Here is a 17,089-nt window from a genome sequence, read left to right on the forward strand (position 1 = left end):
CGTCATGTCATTTTTCGACACCCTGCAGTTGCAAACCAGCCACGAACGCCAGGTCCTGTTCGCGGTGCCGGTGATTCGTGAAGCCTTGGCCGGCCAGGTCAGCCGGGATAGCTATATCGCCTTCCTGACCCAGGCCTACTACCATGTGCGCCACACCGTGCCACTGATGATGGCCTGCGGCGCGCGTTTGCCCTCGCGCCTGGAATGGTTGCGCGGCGCCGTCTGCGAGTACATCGAGGAGGAATACGGCCACGAGCAGTGGATCCTCAACGATATCAAGGCCTGCGGCGGTGACTGGGAGGCGGTGCGTGACGGCCGGCCGGCATTGCCGATCGAGCTGATGGTCGCCTACCTGTACGACCTCATCGCCCGGGGAAATCCGGTGGGGCTGTTCGGCATGGTCAACGTCCTCGAGGGCACCAGCATCGCCCTGGCCACCCATGCCGCCGGTTCCATTCAGAGCAGCCTGGGGCTGCCGGACAGCGCGTTCAGCTACCTGAGCTCCCACGGCGCGCTGGACCAGGAGCACATGGTTACCTACAAGCGGCTGATGGACCGACTGGAGGAGGTCGATGACCATCAGGCGGTGATACACGCCGCCAAGGTGGTGTACCGGTTGTACACCGACATGTTCGAAGGCTTGCCGCGTGCGGGCCACGCGGAGGTGCAACATGCGCTTGTCTGAGTCGGTGGTTGTGCTGACCGGTGCCAGTGGCGGTATTGGGCTGGAACTGGCAGAGCAGCTTTGCGCAGCCGGGGCCAGGGTGCTGGCGGTGAGCCGGCACCTGGGCAAGCTGGCGGGCCTGATGAACCGCTATCCGGATCGCTTGCGTTGGCAGACGGCTGACCTGCGCACCCCGCACGGTCGTGAGCAGGTCATCAGTCGGGCCCGTGAGATGGGAGGGGTCAATGTGCTGATCAACGCCGCTGGCGTGAACCGGTTCGCCTTGCTTGATCAGCTGGACGAGCACGCCCTGGACGAGTTGCTGGACATCAACCTCAAGGCGCCACTGCAGTTGACCCGCGCCTGCCTGCCGCTGTTGCGCGAGCAACCCAAGGCGCTGGTGGTCAATGTCGGGTCCACCTATGGCTCGATTGGTTACCCTGGTTACGCCAGCTATTGCGCCAGCAAATTCGCCCTGCGGGGGTTCTCCGAAGCGCTGCGGCGCGAGTTGGCCGACACCACGGTGAATGTGCTGTATGCCGCGCCGCGGGCCACCCGCACAGCCATGAACAGCAGCGCCGCGACGGCGCTCAATCAGGCGCTGAAAGTCGGCATGGACGATCCCGCCGACGTCGCCCGCGCGGTGCTCCAGGCCGTGCAGTCAGAGCGCAGCGAACTCTACCTGGGTTGGCCAGAGAAGCTCTTCGTGCGCATCAATGGCATGTTGCCGGGTGTGGTCGACCGTGCGCTGCGCAAGCAACTGCCTGTTATTCGCCGCTACATCGGTAGCCATTCCAAGGAGTCGAGCAAATGAAGCGTCTGTTGATCGCCAGCTTACTGGCATTCGCCCCCTTCAGCTGGGCACTGGACCCGGCAGGCACGCAACACCTGAGCGATCTGCAACAGCGCTGGGCGCAGATCCAGTACCAGTTGCCCAAGGAAAAACGCGCCGACGCATTTGAAAAGCTGGCCAGCGATGCCACTGCCTTCGTTCATCAGTACCCCGGCACGCCTGAGCCGTTGATCTGGGAGGGCATCATCCACAGCAGCTGGGCGGGTGCCGTTGGTGGCCTTGGCGCGCTGGGCAAGGTCAAGGCCGCCAAAGCCAGCCTGGAGCAGGCCATGAAGCTGGACCCCAACGCCCTGCAAGGTTCGGCCTACACCAGTTTGGGCACGCTCTACGACCAGGTGCCAGGCTGGCCGATCGGTTTTGGAGACACTGAAATGGCCGACAAAATGCTGCGCAAAGCCCTGCAGATCAACCCCAACGGCATCGACAGCAACTACTTCTGGGCCGATCATCTGTATCGGCAAAAGCGCTACCCTGAAGCCACCGCCGCCTTGCAGAAAGCCTTGCAGGCGCCGCCACGGCCCGGGCGTGAACTCGCAGACCAGGGACGTCGCTCCGATATCGATGCTTTACTCAAGGCCATCAAGGACAAACAGGACTGAACATGCGGCTGCTGCTGGTTGAGGACGATATTGCGCTGGGTGAAGGTATCTGCGACGGCTTGCGTCAGGCGGGCTATACGCTCGACTGGCTGCGTGATGGCGTGAGTGGCTTGCATGCGTTGCAGCATGAGGCGTTCGACCTGGTGATCCTGGATCTCGGCTTGCCCCGCCTGGATGGTATCGAAGTGTTGCGGCGCGTGAGGGCCGGGGGCAACAGCCTGCCGGTGTTGATCCTCACCGCGCGGGATGCCCTCGATGATCGCATCAGCGGTCTGGATGCCGGTGCTGATGATTATCTGGTGAAGCCTTTCGACCTCAACGAATTGAAGGCCCGATTGCGTGCCCTGCTGCGACGAAGCGCCGGGCGTGCGACGGTGCTGATCGAACATGCCGGTGTCAGCCTCGATCCTGCCACCCAGCAAGTACGCTACAACGGCCTCGAAGTCATTCTGACCCCCAAGGAATACCGACTGTTGCATGAGTTGCTGGCACAACCCGGCAAGGTATTCACCCGTGAACGCCTGACCCAGCTGCTCTATGGCTGGGATGAGGAGCCCGAGAGCAATACGCTGGAGGTGAACATCTACCACTTGCGCAAGAAACTCTTCAATGGCCTGATTCGCACGGTCCGCGGCATTGGCTACCTGGTCGAGGTCAAGGCATGAGCTCGCTGCGTCAACGCACCCTGTGGCGGGTCATGTTGTTGATGTTGGTTGGCACTGGCCTGCTGGTGCTCTACAACTACCACGACAGCCGCCATGAGATTAACGAGGTGTATGACGCGCACCTCGCCCAGAACGCGCGTTTGCTGCAGGGTGTCTTGAGCATGCCTGTGCAGGAGGGGGCCCGCGATGCCATGTACCGTGCATTCGACGCAGCACTGGGGCAGGCTGGTCGTCACCGGGTTGGGCACCCTTACGAAAGCAAGCTGGCGTTTCAAGTCTGGGGGGAGGGTGGTGTGCTACTGGTGCATACACCGAGTGCACCCAGGCTTGATCCATTGCCCAGTACCCCAGGTTTCTACGACTTTTCAAGCGGCGACAAGCAATGGCGTGGCTTCGTTTTGCCGGTGCCGGAGAAAAACTGGGTGATCTGGGTCGGCGAGCGTGACGATGTCCGTTACGACTTGATAGACCGGATTGTTCGCCACACCTTGTTCCCGTTCCTGCTCGGTAGCCTGGCCTTGGTGCTGTTGGTCTGGGCGGCCATCGGTTGGGGGCTGCGGCCGTTGCAGAACATGGCCAATGTCATCCGCGGGCGGCACGCCGATTCGCTGGAGCCGCTGCAGTTGGTACCGCTGCCCTCAGAGCTTGAGCCCATGCAGGCAGCCATCAACCGCCTGTTGGCGCAGATCGAGGACTTGCTGCGGCGTGAGCATCGTTTCATTGCCGATGCCGCCCATGAGATGCGCACACCGCTGGCAGTGCTGCGATTGCACGCTCAGAACGCGCTGGAAGCCAGTCACGAGGCCGAGCGCCACAAGGCACTGGGTTTTCTCATTAGCGGCGTCGATCGGCTGACCCGGGTGGTCAATCAGCTGCTGACACTGGCCCGTGTCGAGCCTCGGCTAGGGCAACGCGCTACTGCCCAGGTCGACCTGGCCCAGGTCGTCACCGACACCTTGGCCGAACTGACTCCGTGGATACTCGACCGTGGCCTTGAGCCTTCGCTGGATATTGGCGAGGGAGACCACCATCTGGCCATTGATGCCGGTGCGTTGACGATTGCGCTGCAGAACCTGGTTTCCAACGCGGTAGAGCATTCGCCCCCGGGAGGGCGCATCACGGTGCTGCTCAGGCGCCTGGAAAAGCGTTTCGAGCTGATTGTCGAGGATGAGGGGCCGGGTATCGAAGCAGCTGAGCTATCACGCGTATTCGAACGTTTCTACAGCCGTAACAGCCCTAATGGTGCCGGCCTGGGGTTGTCCATCGTGGCTACCATCATTGACCGTCTTGGCGGGCGGGTGCATCTCGAGAACCGAGTCAGTGGTGGATTGGCAGCCACCCTGTCGTTGCCTCTGGCCTGAGGCAACCGTCTGTCTCACTTCAGACTTCCTTAAGCTTGAGTTGGCAACTTGGCGCTGTCCGGTTGCCGGCAGTGGCCTGCTCATTGAAGTCTCATGGCAACGGATATCTCTTTCAGTTATCTGAGGTCATGGATATGCAGCGCGCATCAAGAGTTGACCGCTATGGTCGCCTGTCCATCATCATGCATTGGAGCATGGTCATTCTGTTCGTCGGCGTTTATGCCTGTGTCGAACTGCGCGGGGCGTTACCCAAGGGGCACGCGCTCAAAGCTCCCCTGCTGGGTGGCCACGCAATGCTGGGGATTGCTGTATTCGTGCTGGTCTGGGTGCGCCTGCTGGGGCGGCTCATTCCTCGACCACCCATTGTGCCCAAGCCTCCCGTCTGGCAGGCGGCGATGGCCAGCGTCACTCACTTGGCACTCTATGGCTTGATGATCGCTACGCCGCTTTTGGCTTGGTTGATGCTGGCTGCTGCAGGCAAACCCCTGCCTTATTGGGGCATCAACCTGCCTTCGCCGTTGTCCGTGGATCCCGCGCTGGCGAGGACGCTGAAGGACTGGCATGAGCTGGTTGGCAATGCCGGCTATGCACTGATCGGGCTGCATGCTTGTGCAGGCCTGTTGCATCACTATTGGATCAAGGACAACACCCTCAAGCGTATGTTGCCGGGGTAAATATGCTCGCGGGCTGTCGCAGGGACCGTATGCGGCCTTGCGGCCGCATACGGTCAGGTGTTGTGGCTCACTTGATCAGCGGCACGCCACTGAGCTTCTGCAGCTCCTCAAAGTCGATGTCCGCGCAGATCTCTACCACTTTCAGGCCATCGGTGGTCACTTCCAGCACGGCCAGGTCGGTGTAGATGCGGCTGACGCAACCGATGCCGGTCAGCGGGTAGGTGCACTCGGGTACCAGCTTGCTTTCGCCCGACTTGGTCAGGTGGTCCATCATCACGAACACCTGGCGGGCGCCGGTGGCCAGGTCCATCGCACCGCCCACGGCGGGGATCGAACCTTCGGCGCCGGTGTGCCAGTTGGCCAGGTCGCCCTTGACCGATACCTGGAAGGCGCCCAGTACGGCGATGTCCAGGTGGCCGCCACGCATCATCGAGAACGAGTCGGCGTGGTGGAAGAAGGCCCCTCCGGTGAGCAGGGTCACGTGCTGCTTGCCGGCGTTGATCAGGTCATCGTCTTCCTCGCCCGGTGCCGGGCTTGGGCCCATGCCCAGCAGGCCGTTCTCGCTGTGCAGGAACACTTCCTTGTCGCCAAGGTAGTTGGCCACCAGGGTCGGGGCGCCGATGCCCAGGTTGACGTACGCGCCTTCCTGGATGTCTGCGGCCACGCGCTGGGCCATCTCGGTGCGGGAGAGCTTTTTGGTGATGGTCATGGCAGGCCTCAGACAGCTTTGGCGATCGAAGAAGCGGCAGCGCCCGAAACGGCGACCACACGCTGGACGAAAATACCCGGGGTGATGATGTGTTCCGGGTCCAGTTCACCGAGCTCGACGATCTGGTCGACCTGGGCGATGGCGGTCTTGGCCGCCATGGCCATGATCGGGCCGAAGTTGCGCGCGGCCTTGCGGTACACCAGGTTGCCCCAACGGTCACCCTTGTGCGCCTTGATCAGCGCGAAGTCGGCGTGCAGCGGCATTTCCAGCACGTACTGGCGGCCGTCGATCTCACGGGTTTCCTTGCCTTCGGCCAGCAGGGTGCCGTAGCCGGTCGGCGAGAAGAACGCACCGATGCCCGAGCCCGCTGCGCGGATACGTTCGGCCAGGTTGCCTTGCGGTACCACTTCCAGCTCGATCTTGCCGGCGCGGTACAGTTCGTCGAAGACGTAGGAGTCAGACTGGCGCGGGAAGGAACAGATGACCTTGCGCACGCTGCCGGCCATCAGCAGGGCGGCCAGGCCGATCTCGCCGTTGCCGGCGTTGTTGCTGATGATGGTCAGGTCGCGGGCACCGGTGGCGATCAGGCCATCGATGAGTTCGGACGGCATCCCGGCGGTGCCGAAGCCACCGACCATGATGGTCGAACCGTCGGTTATCCCTTCCACCGCGCTGGCGATGGACTCAAACGTTTTATTGATCACAGCGAGCTCCTGGTTCTTCCTGGAGTATGGATTGTCGACCTGGCCGCGTGTTGACGCGGTGGGGCCATTCAGCGCGTTGGCGTTGTGTGCTGACTTGTCCATAGCGTGCCGCAATACAGTGCAACAGTAGAGAGGGTGGAGAGGAATTTGTGCGATTACCGAACAATTGTGCGATTTATGACCGGCCCGGATGACGGGCGTTTACTCGGATGCAAACGACGGTCGTTCCGCGAACCAAGCCACCGCCAACGCCTTGAACGCTTCAGCCGAAGGCGTCAGCGGATAGCGCTGGTCGTGGGCCAGGACGATGCTGTGGGTTGGCAGTTTTTCCTCGGTCGGGCGACAGACCAGCGCTTGTCCATCGTAACTGCGATCACCAAATGGCCGGGTGTAGATCAGCGCCACGCCAAAGCCATTGGCGACCAGGCTGCGCTGCAATTCGAAGGTACGCACACGGTGCACAACGGCGGGTGAAAGGTCGTAAAAGCTGAACAGGTCCAGCACATGCTGCCAGCTTTGCGCCTGATCGGTGACCACCAGGGTGTATTCGGCCAGCGCCTTGAGGCTGACACGCGGCTCCTTGGCCAACGGGTGATCGGCCGCCAGCAGTACCTGAGCGGTCAGCTGGCACAGCTCGGTGGTTTGCGTATTCGGCGGCAAACCCAGGTCGTAGGTGATTGCCAATTCGATCGCCCCTTCACTGAGGCGCTTGCCCACGTAATCGAAGCTGCCATCGCGCATGTCGACGGTGACCCTTGGGCAGGACTCCTGCATCCGCCGCACGATTTGCGGCAGGCAGTAGGGCGCCAGGTCCTCAAAGCAGCCGACCACCAGTTCGCCGACGCACTCGCCGGCATTGGCGTGGATTTCGGCAAAGGTCTGAGCCTCTGCCAGCACGCGCCGGGCCTGGACCATGACGGTACGCCCGAACGGGGTCAGCGATATGCCCAGGCCCCGTTGGCGGATGAAAATCGCTTGCCCCAATACCTCCTCCAGCTCGGTGATGGCGGCCGAGATGGATGGTTGTGAAACATGAAGCTCCATGGCGGCAGTGGTCAGATTGCCGTGCTTGGCCGCTGCGAGTGCATAGCGAAGTTGTCGCAGGGTGAACTTCATAGGTTTTTCCGTTGTGATGCATCAGGACTTATTATTTTATCCTTTTTTTTTGTTGTGAAATATTTCTCCTGCGCAGTGATCATCATGTTTGGGAGCGTCACAATGACAATTACAAAGGCTCTGCTGACCACGACTCTTTCTTTCGGGCTGCTGGCGTCCGCTGGCGCCAGCCAGGCGGCCGGTTGGTGCGAGTCTGGCAAGCCGGTGAAATTCGCCGGTTTGAACTGGGAAAGCGGGATGCTGCTCACGGATGTGATGCAGTTCGTACTGAAAAATGGCTATGGCTGCGAAACCGACAGCCTGCCGGGCAACTCCATTTCCATGGAAAACGCCCTGAGCAGCAACGATATTCAGGTGTTTGCCGAAGAGTGGGTAGGGCGCAGCGAGGTCTGGAACAAGGCGGCGGCTGCCGGCAAGGTCGTCGGCGTCGGCTCGCCGGTGGTCGGCGCGGTCGAAGGCTGGTACGTACCGCGCTATGTGATCGAAGGCGATGCCAAGCGCAAGCTCGAAGCCAAGGCACCGAACCTCAAGAACATCGCCGACCTGGGCCAATACGCTCAGGTGTTCAAGGATCCGGAGGAACCGGACAAGGGCCGCTTCTATAACTGCCCGGCTGGCTGGACCTGCGAGCTGGACAACAGCGAAATGCTCAAGCGCTACGGCCTGGAAAACACCTACACCAACTTCCGCCCGGGCACCGGCCCGGCACTGGATGCCGCCGTGCTGTCGAGCTACAAGCGTGGCGAGCCGATCCTCTTCTACTACTGGTCGCCAACCCCGCTGATGGGTCAGGCCGACCTGGTCAAGCTGGACGAGAAACCCGGCGTGGACAAGTCCGTGACCATCAAGGTGGGCGTATCGAAGACCTTCCACGAGCAAGCGCCGGAGCTGGTGGCGGTGCTGGAAAAGGTCAACCTGCCGATCGACCTGCTGAACCAGAACCTGGGGCGCATGAGCAAGGAGCGTATCGAGTCGCCAGAGCTGGCCAAGCTGTTCCTCAAGGAGCACCCCGAAGTCTGGCACAGCTGGGTCAGCGAAGACGCAGCCAAAAAGGTAGACGCGGCACTCTGAGGGTGTGAGCGGGTCCGGCGGCTGCCGGGCACGCCATACAGCAGTCCGCTTCAAGCACTTGCTCGAGAGAACTTCATGTTTCCCAAGAACTTTACGTTTTCCATTGCCGACTGGGTCAATGGTTGGGTCGACGCATTGGTCACCAACTACGGTGACGTGTTCCGGCACATTTCCGACACCCTGCTGTGGGCCATCGTCAACCTAGAAGGCCTGCTGCGCGCAACCCCCTGGTGGCTGATGCTGGCTGTCGTCGGTGGTATTGCCTGGCACGCCACCCGCAAGATCGTACCCACGGCGGTGATCGTCGGCTTGCTGTTCCTGGTCGGGGCGGTAGGGCTCTGGGACAAGCTGATGCAGACCCTGGCACTGATGCTGGTGGCCACGCTGATATCGGTGCTGGTCGGGATTCCGCTGGGCATCCTGTCGGCGCGCAACGATCGCCTGCGGGCGGTGTTGATGCCGCTGCTCGACATCATGCAGACCATGCCCAGCTTCGTGTACCTGATTCCGGTGCTGATGCTGTTCGGCCTGGGCAAGGTGCCGGCGATCTTTGCCACCGTCATCTATGCTGCGCCGCCGCTGATTCGCCTGACCGACCTGGGCATTCGCCAGGTGGACGGCGAGGTCATGGAGGCGATCAATGCCTTTGGTGCCAATCGCCTGCAACAACTGTTCGGCGTGCAGCTGCCACTGGCGTTGCCGAGCATCATGGCCGGTATCAACCAGACCACCATGATGGCCCTGTCGATGGTGGTCATCGCCTCGATGATCGGTGCCCGTGGCCTGGGTGAAGACGTGCTGGTCGGCATCCAGACCCTGAACGTGGGCCGCGGCCTCGAAGCGGGCCTGGCCATCGTGATTCTGGCGGTTGTGATCGACCGCATTACCCAGGCCTATGGCCGGCCACGGCATGGGGTGGGCAAATGAGCGCCAAGCAGATGATGAACAAGATCGAAGTCAAGAACGTCTACAAGATTTTCGGGGCGCGCGCCGAGGATGCCCTGAAGCTGATCCGCGAGAAAAAACCCAAGGATCAGGTGCTGGCCGAAACCGGCTGCGTGGTCGGGGTCAACGACCTTTCGTTGTCCATCGGCAGCGGTGAGATCTTCGTGATCATGGGCCTGTCGGGCTCGGGCAAGTCGACCTTGGTGCGTCACTTCAACCGCCTGATCGATCCGACCAGCGGCGAGATCCTGGTCGATGGCGAAGACATCCTGCAGTACGACATGAACGCCCTGCGCGAATTCCGCCGGCACAAGATCAGCATGGTGTTCCAGAGCTTCGGCCTGTTGCCGCACCGCACCGTGCTGGACAACGTCGCCTATGGCTTGAAAGTCCGTGGCGAGAGCAAGGCCACCTGCACCGAGCGCGCCCTGCACTGGATCGCCACCGTGGGCCTCAAGGGTTACGAAAAATCGTACCCGCACCAGTTGTCGGGCGGCATGCGCCAGCGCGTTGGCCTCGCCCGCGCCCTGGCGGCCGACACCGACATCATCCTGATGGACGAAGCCTTCAGTGCGCTCGACCCGTTGATCCGCGCCGAAATGCAGGACCAGTTGCTGGAACTGCAAAAGACCCTGCACAAGACCATCGTCTTCATCACCCACGACCTGGACGAAGCGGTGCGCATCGGCAACCGAATCGCCATTCTCAAGGACGGTCGCCTGATCCAGGTCGGCACGCCGAAGGAAATCCTCTACCAGCCTGCGGACGACTACGTCGATCGATTCGTGCAGCGCCGCGTAGCTTCGCATTAAGGAACCGCGTGTATGTCGTTTGCCGAAAAAATCATCATCGCCGATACCCCCGTTCGCTGGCAGGACGTGGTGGCCGTAGCGCGGCACGGGGCAAAGCTTGAGCTGGCGCCATCGGCCTGGGCGCGGATCGACAACGCCCAGGCGATCGTCCAGCGCATTGTTGCCAGTGGCGAACGCGCCTATGGCGTCAACACCGGGCTGGGCGCCTTGTGCAATGTCTCGCTGCAGGACGAACAACTCAGCCAGCTGTCGCGCAATACCTTGCTCAGTCATGCCTGCGGCGTGGGGGCCGCGCTGTCGGACGAACAGACCCGGGCGATCATCTGCGCGGCGATCATCAATTTCTGCCAGGGCCGATCCGGCCTTCAGCGCAAGGTGGTCGAGGCGCTGCTGACCCTGCTCAACCGGCACATCACGCCGCAGGTGCCGAAGCAGGGGTCGGTGGGCTACCTGACCCACATGGCCCATATCAGCATCAGCTTGCTGGGTGTCGGCCAAGTCAGCTATCGCGGCGAGATCATGCCGGCGCAGCAAGCCCTGGACGAGGTTGGCCTGGCACCGGTCAAGCTGGGTGCCAAGGACGGGCTGTGCCTGGTCAACGGCACCCCGTGCATGACCGGCCTGAGCTGCCTGTCCCTGGACGACGCCACGCGCTTGAGCCAGTGGGCGGACGTGATCGGCGCCATGAGCTTCGAGGCCCTGCGTGGCCAGCTCGATGCCTTCGACCCTGAAATCATCGCGATGAAACCGCACCCCGGCATGCAGCGCGTGGGCAGCAACTTGCGGCGCCTGCTCGACGGCAGTGAAATCATTGCCAGCAGCCATGGCATTCGCACCCAGGACGCCTTGAGCATTCGCTCGATTCCGCAGGTTCATGGCGCCGCGCGTGATCAGTTGGCACACGCGGCGCGGCAGATCGAAACCGAGCTCAACTCGACGACCGACAACCCGATGTTGCTGGGTACACCCGCGTCGTACCGGGTGGTGTCCCAGGCCAATCCCCACGGCCAGTCGGTGGCCATGGCGGCCGACTTGCTGGCCATCGCGGTGGCCGAGATCGGGGCGATTGCCGAGCGTCGCCTGGATCGCCTGATCAACCCGTTGGTCAGCGGCTTGCCGGCGTTCCTGGTCAGCCAGCCGGGGGTGAATTCGGGCATGATGATCGTCCAGTACGTGGCCGCGTCACTGTGTGCGGAAAACCGCCAGTTGGCTCAACCGGCCGTTATCGACAACTACGTCACCTCCGGCCTGCAGGAGGATCACCTGAGCATGGGCACCAATGCCGGCTTGAAGCTGCACCGCGCCCTGGAGAATTGCACGCAGATCCTCGCCATCGAATACCTGTTGGCGGCCCAGGCATTCGAGTTCCTCAAGGAGCAGCGCTTCGGCGCCGGTACCGGGGTTGCCTGGCGGTTGTTGCGCGAACGGGTCCCCGCTTATGCCCAGGACCGTTGGCTGGCCCCGGACATCGAAAGCAGTGCAGCGCTGTTGAAAGACCCCGGCCTGCTTGGCTCAGCATTCCCCGACTTGCTATGACCACAAGCGGCGCGCTCATGGAGTCGGCTCTCGTCTCAGAGCACTTCGAACAGGCCGGCGGCGCCCATGCCACCGCCCACGCACATGGTCACCACCACGTAGCGCACCCCGCGGCGTTTGCCTTCGAGCAAGGCATGCCCGACCATCCGTGCGCCGCTCATGCCGTAGGGGTGGCCGATGGCGATGGCGCCGCCGTTGACGTTCAGCCGCATCGGGTCGATGCCCAGCGTGTCCCGGCAGTACAGCACCTGGCAGGCGAAGGCTTCGTTGAGTTCCCACAGGCCGATGTCGTCTACCTTCAACCCATGCTCCTTGAGCAGGCGCGGCACGGCGTACACCGGGCCGATGCCCATTTCCTCCGGGGCCAGGCCGGCCACCGCGATGCCCCGGTACAGGCCAATGGGCTGCAGGTTGCGTTGCTCGGCCAGGCGCGCGTCCATCAGCACGCAGGCACTGGCGCCGTCGGACAGCTGGCTGGCGTTGCCCGCAGTGATGCAGCCGCCTTCGAGCACCGGCTTCAAGCCGGTCAGGTCTTCCAGGCGGGTCTGGGGGCGATTGCCTTCGTCCTGGGCCAGGATCACCTCGCGGTAGCTGACCTCGCCGGTCTGCTTGTCCTTGATCAGTTGCTGGGCGGTCACCGGCACGATCTCGGCCTCGAACAACCCGTCGCGTTGGGCAAGGGCGGTGCGCAGCTGCGACTGCAGGGCGTAGGCGTCCTGGGCGTCACGGCTGATGCCGTAGCGCCTGGCCACATGCTCGGCGGTCTGCAGCATCGGCATGTAGGCATGGGGCACGCGCTGGATCACGTTGCTGTCCTGCTCGCCTAGCGCCCATTCCAGATTGCGCGCCTGCACCGCACTGATGTTTTCCTGGCCGGCGCCGATGGTCGCCTGCATGCCATCGACGATGATCTGCTTGGCAGCCGTGGCGATCGCCATCAGCCCGGAGGCGCACTGACGGTCCAGGGTCTGGCCGCTGACCGACACCGGCAGGCCGGCGGCCAGTGCACTCATGCGGCCCAGATTCCAGCCGGCGGTGCCGGAGGGCATCGCGGTGCCCATCACCAGGTCCTCGATTTCGTCCGCCTCGATGCCGGCGCGGGCCACCGCCGCCTGGATGGCGTACGCGGCCAGGCTCGGCGAGCGGGTGTTGTTCAGCGCGCCGCGAAAAGCCTTGCCGATCGGGGTGCGGGCGGTGGACAGAATGACAGCTTCTTTCATGGTCGATGCTCCTTGAAAACCCTGGGGTGAACCGTTCAGTTGCCTGGCGCGCGCTGCTTCGTGCTGCTGGCCAGGCGGCGCAGCAATGGGGCCGGTTGCAGCCACATGCGGCCATAGGCGCCGAGCTGCTCGCGCTGGTGCTCGATGCCGGCCAGCACCTGGTCCAGGCCCAGTTCGCGGGCGTAGTGCAGCGGGCCGCCACGCCAGGCCGGGAAGCCGTAGCCGTTGGTCCACACCAGGTCGATGTCGCCGCTGCGCAGGGCAATGCCTTCGTCGAGCAGCTGCAGGCCTTCGTTGATCAGCATGAACAGGCAGCGGTCGTGGATTTCCGCGTCGCTGATGGTGCGCCGGGTGATGCCCAGGTTGCCCGCCAGTTGCGCCGCGATCTGTTGCACTTCCGGGTCTTCGATGCGCTGGCGCCCCTCGTAGCGGTAGAAGCCGCGCCCGCTCTTCTGGCCATGGCGGCCCAGGCTGTAGAGCTCGTCGGCCAGGCGGAAGTAGCTCGGATCGTGGGCGATCTCGCTGCGCCGCGCCTGGCGCACCAGGTAGCCGACGTCGATGCCGGCCAGGTCGTACATGGCGAACACGCCCATGGCCAGGCCTAGGCCGGTGAGCACCTTGTCCACCTGGGCGGGGGAGGCGCCTTCGAGCACCAGACGGTGGGCTTCGCGGGCATAGGGCTCGAGCATGCGGTTGCCGATGAAGCCGAAGCAGACACCCGACACCACCGGCAACTTGCCGATGCGCTTGGCAATCTTCAGCGTGGTGGCCAGCACGTCGGGGGCGGTGAGCCGGCCGCGCACCACTTCGAGCAGGCGCATGACGTTGGCCGGGCTGAAGAAGTGCAGGCCGAGCACATCCTGCGGGCGTTGCGTGCAGGCGGCGATGCGGTCGACGTCCAGCGTCGAGGTGTTGCTGGCGAGGATCGCACCCGGCTTGCACACACGGTCGAGGGTGCGGAACACCGACTGCTTGATTGACAGGTCCTCGAACACCGCCTCGATCACCAGGTCGGCGTCGGCGAGGTCGGCATAGTCGAGGGTGCCTTGCAGCAGGGCCATGCGTTGTTCGAGCTGCTCGGCACTGAGCTTGCCGCGCTTGATGCTGTGCTCGTATAGCTTGCGAATCTGCGCCAGGCCCCGGTCCAGGGCTTCGGGCTTGAGCTCCAGCAGGCGCACCGGGATACCGACGTTGATGAAGTTCATGGCGATGCCGGCGCCCATGGTCCCCGCGCCGATCACTGCCACTTGGGCAATCGGGCGCAGCGCCGTGCTGGCGTCGATGCCGGGCACTCGCAGGGCTTCGCGCTCGGCGAAGAACTGCTGGCGCAGGGCGGTCGCCTGGGGGTCTTGCAGGGCTTCGCGGAACAGCGCCTGCTCGCGGGCCAGGCCCTCGGCCAAGGGCAGCTCGCAGGCGGCGCGCACGGCGGCGAGCACCCGCAGCGGTGCGCGCTGGCCGGGGTTGCGGGCCAGCAGTTGCGCCTCGCGGTTGGCAAAGAAGTCGCTTTCCAGCCCGTCCATCAAGGCAGCAGCCGTGGCACGCGGCGCGGCAGGTTGGGCCAGCAGCTCACGGGCGAAGCTGCAGGCGGCGTCGAGCAGCTCCTGGCCGGGTTCGACGAGGCGGTCGATCAGGCCCAGGACGAGGCCCTGGCGGGCATCGATCGAGTCACCGCTGAGCATCATTTCCAGGGCCGGGGCCACACCGATCAGGCGTGGCAGGCGCTGGGTACCACCGGCGCCGGGCAGCAGGCCCAGGCGCACTTCGGGCAGGCCCAGGCGTGCGCCGGTGGTGGCCAGCCGGTGACTGCAGGCCAGGGTCAGTTCCAGGCCGCCGCCCAGGGCCACGCCGTCGATGGCGGCCAGCACAGGCTTGCCGAGGCGAGCCAGGGTTTCGAGCAATTGCGGCAGGGCTGGTTCCTCCCAGGCCTGCGGGCTGCCGAACTCGTTGATGTCGGCGCCGGCGCTGAACGGTAGCTGTTGCCCGTGCAGGATGATGGCCTGCACCTCGGGGTCGGCGGCGGCCTGGCTGCAGGCCTGCAGCAGCGCCTGGCGCAGGCCGTGGCCAAGGGCGTTGACTGGCGCGTGGTGCAGGCCGATCAAGGCCAGTTGGTGGTCGCGGCGATAGTCGATCAGCGGCATGGGCGGGAACCTTCTTGTTATTGGGCCGGGGCAGGCGTCGTGCACCTCGCCCTGGCCAGGACGGATGGAAAAACCAGGTGGCGGCCCGGAGCGCGTGCCGCCACCCGAAAAACCGCGGCCCGGAGGGTGCAGGCCGTGGTAACCAGCGCGGGTGCATCAGCGGGCGAACGCGGCTTCGCTGAGGGTCATCAGGTTGTCGCTGCCCGTGCGGATCAGCGTTTCATGCAGGTGGGCGCGGGGCAGCAGGCGCTGCAGGTAGAAGCGCGCGGTCTCGCGCTTGCCCTGGTAGAACGCCACGTCATCGCTGCCCGCCGCCAGGGCGCGCTCGGCCACGCAGGCGGCGCGCAGCCACAGGTAGCCCACCAGGGTGTAGCCGCTGAGCATCAGGTAGTCGTAAGCGCTGGCGCCGATCAGGTTGGCGTCGGTTGCGCTGGCGTCACGCAGCCAGACGCTGACTTCACGCCAGGCACTCACCTGCTTGAGCAGCGCCTGGGCCAACTGGGCCGGGGCGCTGGTACCCTGGGTGAAGTCTTCGATTTCGCCTAGCAGTTCGGCCAGGGCCTCGCCGCCATCGGCCAGCACCTTGCGGTTCAGCAGGTCGAGGCCCTGGATGGTGTTGGTGCCTTCGTAGATCGCGGTGATACGCACGTCGCGGGCGATCTGCTCCATGCCCCACTCGCGGATGTAGCCGTGGCCGCCGAATACCTGGATGCCCAGTTGCGCGGCTTCGTTGCCGGTTTCACTGAGGAAGCCTTTGGCAATCGGCGTGAGCAGCGCCAGGCGGCGCGCGGCGGCCTCACGCACATCGGTGCTGGCGCCGTGGTGCAACTGGTCGACGCCCTTGGCGCAGGTGTAGGCGAGCATGCGGCCGCCTTCGGCGCAGGCCTTCTGGGTCAGCAGCATGCGCCGCACATCGGCGTGGCCGATGATCGGGTCGGCGGGCTGTTCGTTGCGCAGGCGCGGACTGGCGCGCATCTGCACGCGTTCACGGGCATAGGCCAGGGCGCCCTGGAAGGACGCTTCGGCGTGGGCCTGGGCCTGCTGGGCAACCGCCAGGCGCGATTCGTTGATGTAGGTGAACATGGCGTTCAGGCCACGGTTGGCCTCGCCCAGCAGGTAGCCGCTGGCGCCGTCGAAGTTGAGCACACAGGTAGCGTTGCCGTGGATGCCCATCTTGTGCTCGATGGACCCGCAGCTTACGCCGTTGGCGGCGCCGAGCTGGCCATGGGCATCGACCTGGATCTTCGGCACGGCGAACAGCGAAATGCCCTTGACCCCGGCCGGTGCGCCTTCGATACGCGCCAGCACCAGGTGGATGATGTTCTCGGTCATGTCGTGTTCACCGGCAGAGATGAACATCTTGCTGCCGCTGATCTGGTAGCTGCCGTCGGCCTGGGGCTTGGCGCTGGTGCGCAGCAGGCCGAGGTCCGAGCCGCAGTGGGCTTCGGTGAGGCACATGGTGCCGCCCCAGCGGCCGGCGATCATCGGCGGCAGGAAGCGCTGCTGCAGGGTTTGCTCGGCATGCTCGCTGAGGGTGCTGATGGCGCCGCCGGCGAGGTTGCCGTACATGCCCCAGGCGTGGTTGGCGCTGCACACCATCTCGTAGTTGACGAAACCCAGCGACGGCGGCAGGCCCTGGCCGCCGAAGGCCGGAGGTTTGTCCAGACCCAGCCAGCCGTTGTCGGCGAAGCGCTGGTAGGCCTCGCTGAAGCCGGGCGGGGTGGTGACCTTGCCGTCCTGCCACTGGCAGCCGTGCTGGTCGCCCACGGCGTTGAGCGGGGCCAGTTGCTGTTCGGCGAACTTGGCACCTTCCTCGACGATGGCAGCGAAGGTGGCCTCGTCCGGGGCTTCACAACCTGACAGTTGCTGGTAGTGGCGGCTCAGGTCGAGCAGCTCCTGGGCAACGAAGGTGATATCGCGCAACGGGGCGGTGTAGCTGGGCATGCCGAACTCCTGTCTGGGTGGACTCGGCATGTTGTAGCAGGCAGGCTTCGGCGCCGCGTCCACCCCCCGGGTGGAATG

The 17,089-nt window shown here is 64.2% G+C and carries 16 protein-coding genes; 10 read left to right on the top strand and 6 right to left on the bottom strand.

Features of this window, described 5'->3' with window-relative positions; all coding sequences use genetic code 11:
• Nucleotides 1-4 precede the first annotated feature (4 nt).
• The 6 genes from BGP85_RS09760 (at nucleotide 5) to BGP85_RS09785 (ending at nucleotide 4,816) form a co-directional block, all read left to right on the top strand.
• A complete protein-coding gene (locus tag BGP85_RS09760) occupies nucleotides 5-685 on the top strand; it encodes a TenA family transcriptional regulator (protein ID WP_103446969.1) in 681 nt (226 codons plus the stop codon).
• On the top strand, nucleotides 672-1,478 hold the full coding sequence (locus BGP85_RS09765) for an SDR family oxidoreductase (protein ID WP_103446970.1): 807 nt from the start codon (nucleotides 672-674) through the stop codon (nucleotides 1,476-1,478). The genes BGP85_RS09760 and BGP85_RS09765 overlap by 14 nt, the downstream gene beginning before the upstream one ends.
• On the top strand, nucleotides 1,475-2,116 hold the full coding sequence (locus BGP85_RS09770) for a tetratricopeptide repeat protein (RefSeq protein WP_103446971.1): 642 nt from the start codon (nucleotides 1,475-1,477) through the stop codon (nucleotides 2,114-2,116). Before BGP85_RS09765 ends, BGP85_RS09770 begins: the two co-directional genes overlap by 4 nt.
• A gap of 2 nt (nucleotides 2,117-2,118) precedes the next feature.
• Nucleotides 2,119-2,781 carry a response regulator gene (locus BGP85_RS09775; protein WP_103446972.1) on the top strand — a complete coding sequence of 221 codons (663 nt, stop codon included), beginning with the start codon at nucleotides 2,119-2,121 and terminating at the stop codon, nucleotides 2,779-2,781.
• On the top strand, nucleotides 2,778-4,142 hold the full coding sequence (locus BGP85_RS09780; protein WP_103446973.1) for a sensor histidine kinase: 1,365 nt from the start codon (nucleotides 2,778-2,780) through the stop codon (nucleotides 4,140-4,142). The genes BGP85_RS09775 and BGP85_RS09780 overlap by 4 nt, the downstream gene beginning before the upstream one ends.
• A gap of 134 nt (nucleotides 4,143-4,276) precedes the next feature.
• A complete protein-coding gene (locus BGP85_RS09785; RefSeq protein ID WP_103446974.1) occupies nucleotides 4,277-4,816 on the top strand; it encodes a cytochrome b in 540 nt (179 codons plus the stop codon).
• 67 nt (nucleotides 4,817-4,883) lie between these two features.
• Here BGP85_RS09785 and BGP85_RS09790 read toward each other — a convergent pair whose 3' ends face one another.
• The 3 genes from BGP85_RS09790 to BGP85_RS09800 all read right to left on the bottom strand — a co-directional run bounded on the left by BGP85_RS09790 (nucleotide 4,884) and on the right by BGP85_RS09800 (nucleotide 7,345).
• Nucleotides 4,884-5,525 (bottom strand): 3-oxoacid CoA-transferase subunit B, encoded by a 642-nt coding sequence (locus tag BGP85_RS09790; RefSeq protein WP_103446975.1) that lies wholly within the window; start codon nucleotides 5,523-5,525, stop codon nucleotides 4,884-4,886.
• 8 nt (nucleotides 5,526-5,533) lie between these two features.
• Nucleotides 5,534-6,229 (bottom strand): 3-oxoacid CoA-transferase subunit A, encoded by a 696-nt coding sequence (locus BGP85_RS09795; RefSeq protein ID WP_103446976.1) that lies wholly within the window; start codon nucleotides 6,227-6,229, stop codon nucleotides 5,534-5,536.
• Between the two features lie 201 nt (nucleotides 6,230-6,430).
• The gene (locus BGP85_RS09800; RefSeq protein ID WP_103446977.1) at nucleotides 6,431-7,345 is read right to left on the bottom strand and encodes a LysR family transcriptional regulator; all 915 of its coding nucleotides are present in this window, start codon (nucleotides 7,343-7,345) and stop codon (nucleotides 6,431-6,433) included.
• Nucleotides 7,346-7,447: 102 nt separating this feature from the next.
• On the opposite strand from BGP85_RS09800, the gene BGP85_RS09805 reads away from it, so the two are divergent.
• From BGP85_RS09805 to hutH, 4 genes are all read left to right on the top strand, one after another.
• Nucleotides 7,448-8,416 carry an ABC transporter substrate-binding protein gene (locus BGP85_RS09805; RefSeq protein WP_103446978.1) on the top strand — a complete coding sequence of 323 codons (969 nt, stop codon included), beginning with the start codon at nucleotides 7,448-7,450 and terminating at the stop codon, nucleotides 8,414-8,416.
• Between the two features lie 75 nt (nucleotides 8,417-8,491).
• Nucleotides 8,492-9,343: an ABC transporter permease gene (locus BGP85_RS09810; RefSeq protein WP_103446979.1), complete on the top strand. Its 852-nt coding sequence runs from the start codon at nucleotides 8,492-8,494 to the stop codon at nucleotides 9,341-9,343.
• A gap of 11 nt (nucleotides 9,344-9,354) precedes the next feature.
• Nucleotides 9,355-10,173, top strand: a complete 819-nt coding sequence (locus BGP85_RS09815; RefSeq protein ID WP_374755314.1) for a quaternary amine ABC transporter ATP-binding protein — start codon at nucleotides 9,355-9,357, stop codon at nucleotides 10,171-10,173.
• A 12-nt stretch (nucleotides 10,174-10,185) separates the two neighbouring features.
• A complete protein-coding gene (gene hutH, locus BGP85_RS09820; protein WP_103446981.1) occupies nucleotides 10,186-11,709 on the top strand; it encodes a histidine ammonia-lyase in 1,524 nt (507 codons plus the stop codon).
• Between the two features lie 35 nt (nucleotides 11,710-11,744).
• On the opposite strand, the gene BGP85_RS09825 is transcribed toward hutH, so the two are convergent.
• From BGP85_RS09825 to BGP85_RS09835, 3 genes are all read right to left on the bottom strand, one after another.
• A complete protein-coding gene (locus BGP85_RS09825; protein ID WP_103446982.1) occupies nucleotides 11,745-12,929 on the bottom strand; it encodes an acetyl-CoA C-acyltransferase in 1,185 nt (394 codons plus the stop codon).
• Nucleotides 12,930-12,964: 35 nt separating this feature from the next.
• Complete coding sequence (locus tag BGP85_RS09830; RefSeq protein ID WP_103446983.1) at nucleotides 12,965-15,067, bottom strand: 3-hydroxyacyl-CoA dehydrogenase NAD-binding domain-containing protein; 2,103 nt, start codon at nucleotides 15,065-15,067, stop codon at nucleotides 12,965-12,967.
• A 156-nt stretch (nucleotides 15,068-15,223) separates the two neighbouring features.
• The gene (locus BGP85_RS09835) at nucleotides 15,224-17,011 is read right to left on the bottom strand and encodes an acyl-CoA dehydrogenase C-terminal domain-containing protein (protein WP_103446984.1); all 1,788 of its coding nucleotides are present in this window, start codon (nucleotides 17,009-17,011) and stop codon (nucleotides 15,224-15,226) included.
• Nucleotides 17,012-17,089: the final 78 nt, after the last annotated feature.

This window comes from Pseudomonas putida (assembly GCF_002906855.1).
GTDB classification, from domain to species: Bacteria; Pseudomonadota; Gammaproteobacteria; order Pseudomonadales; family Pseudomonadaceae; genus Aquipseudomonas; species Aquipseudomonas putida_N.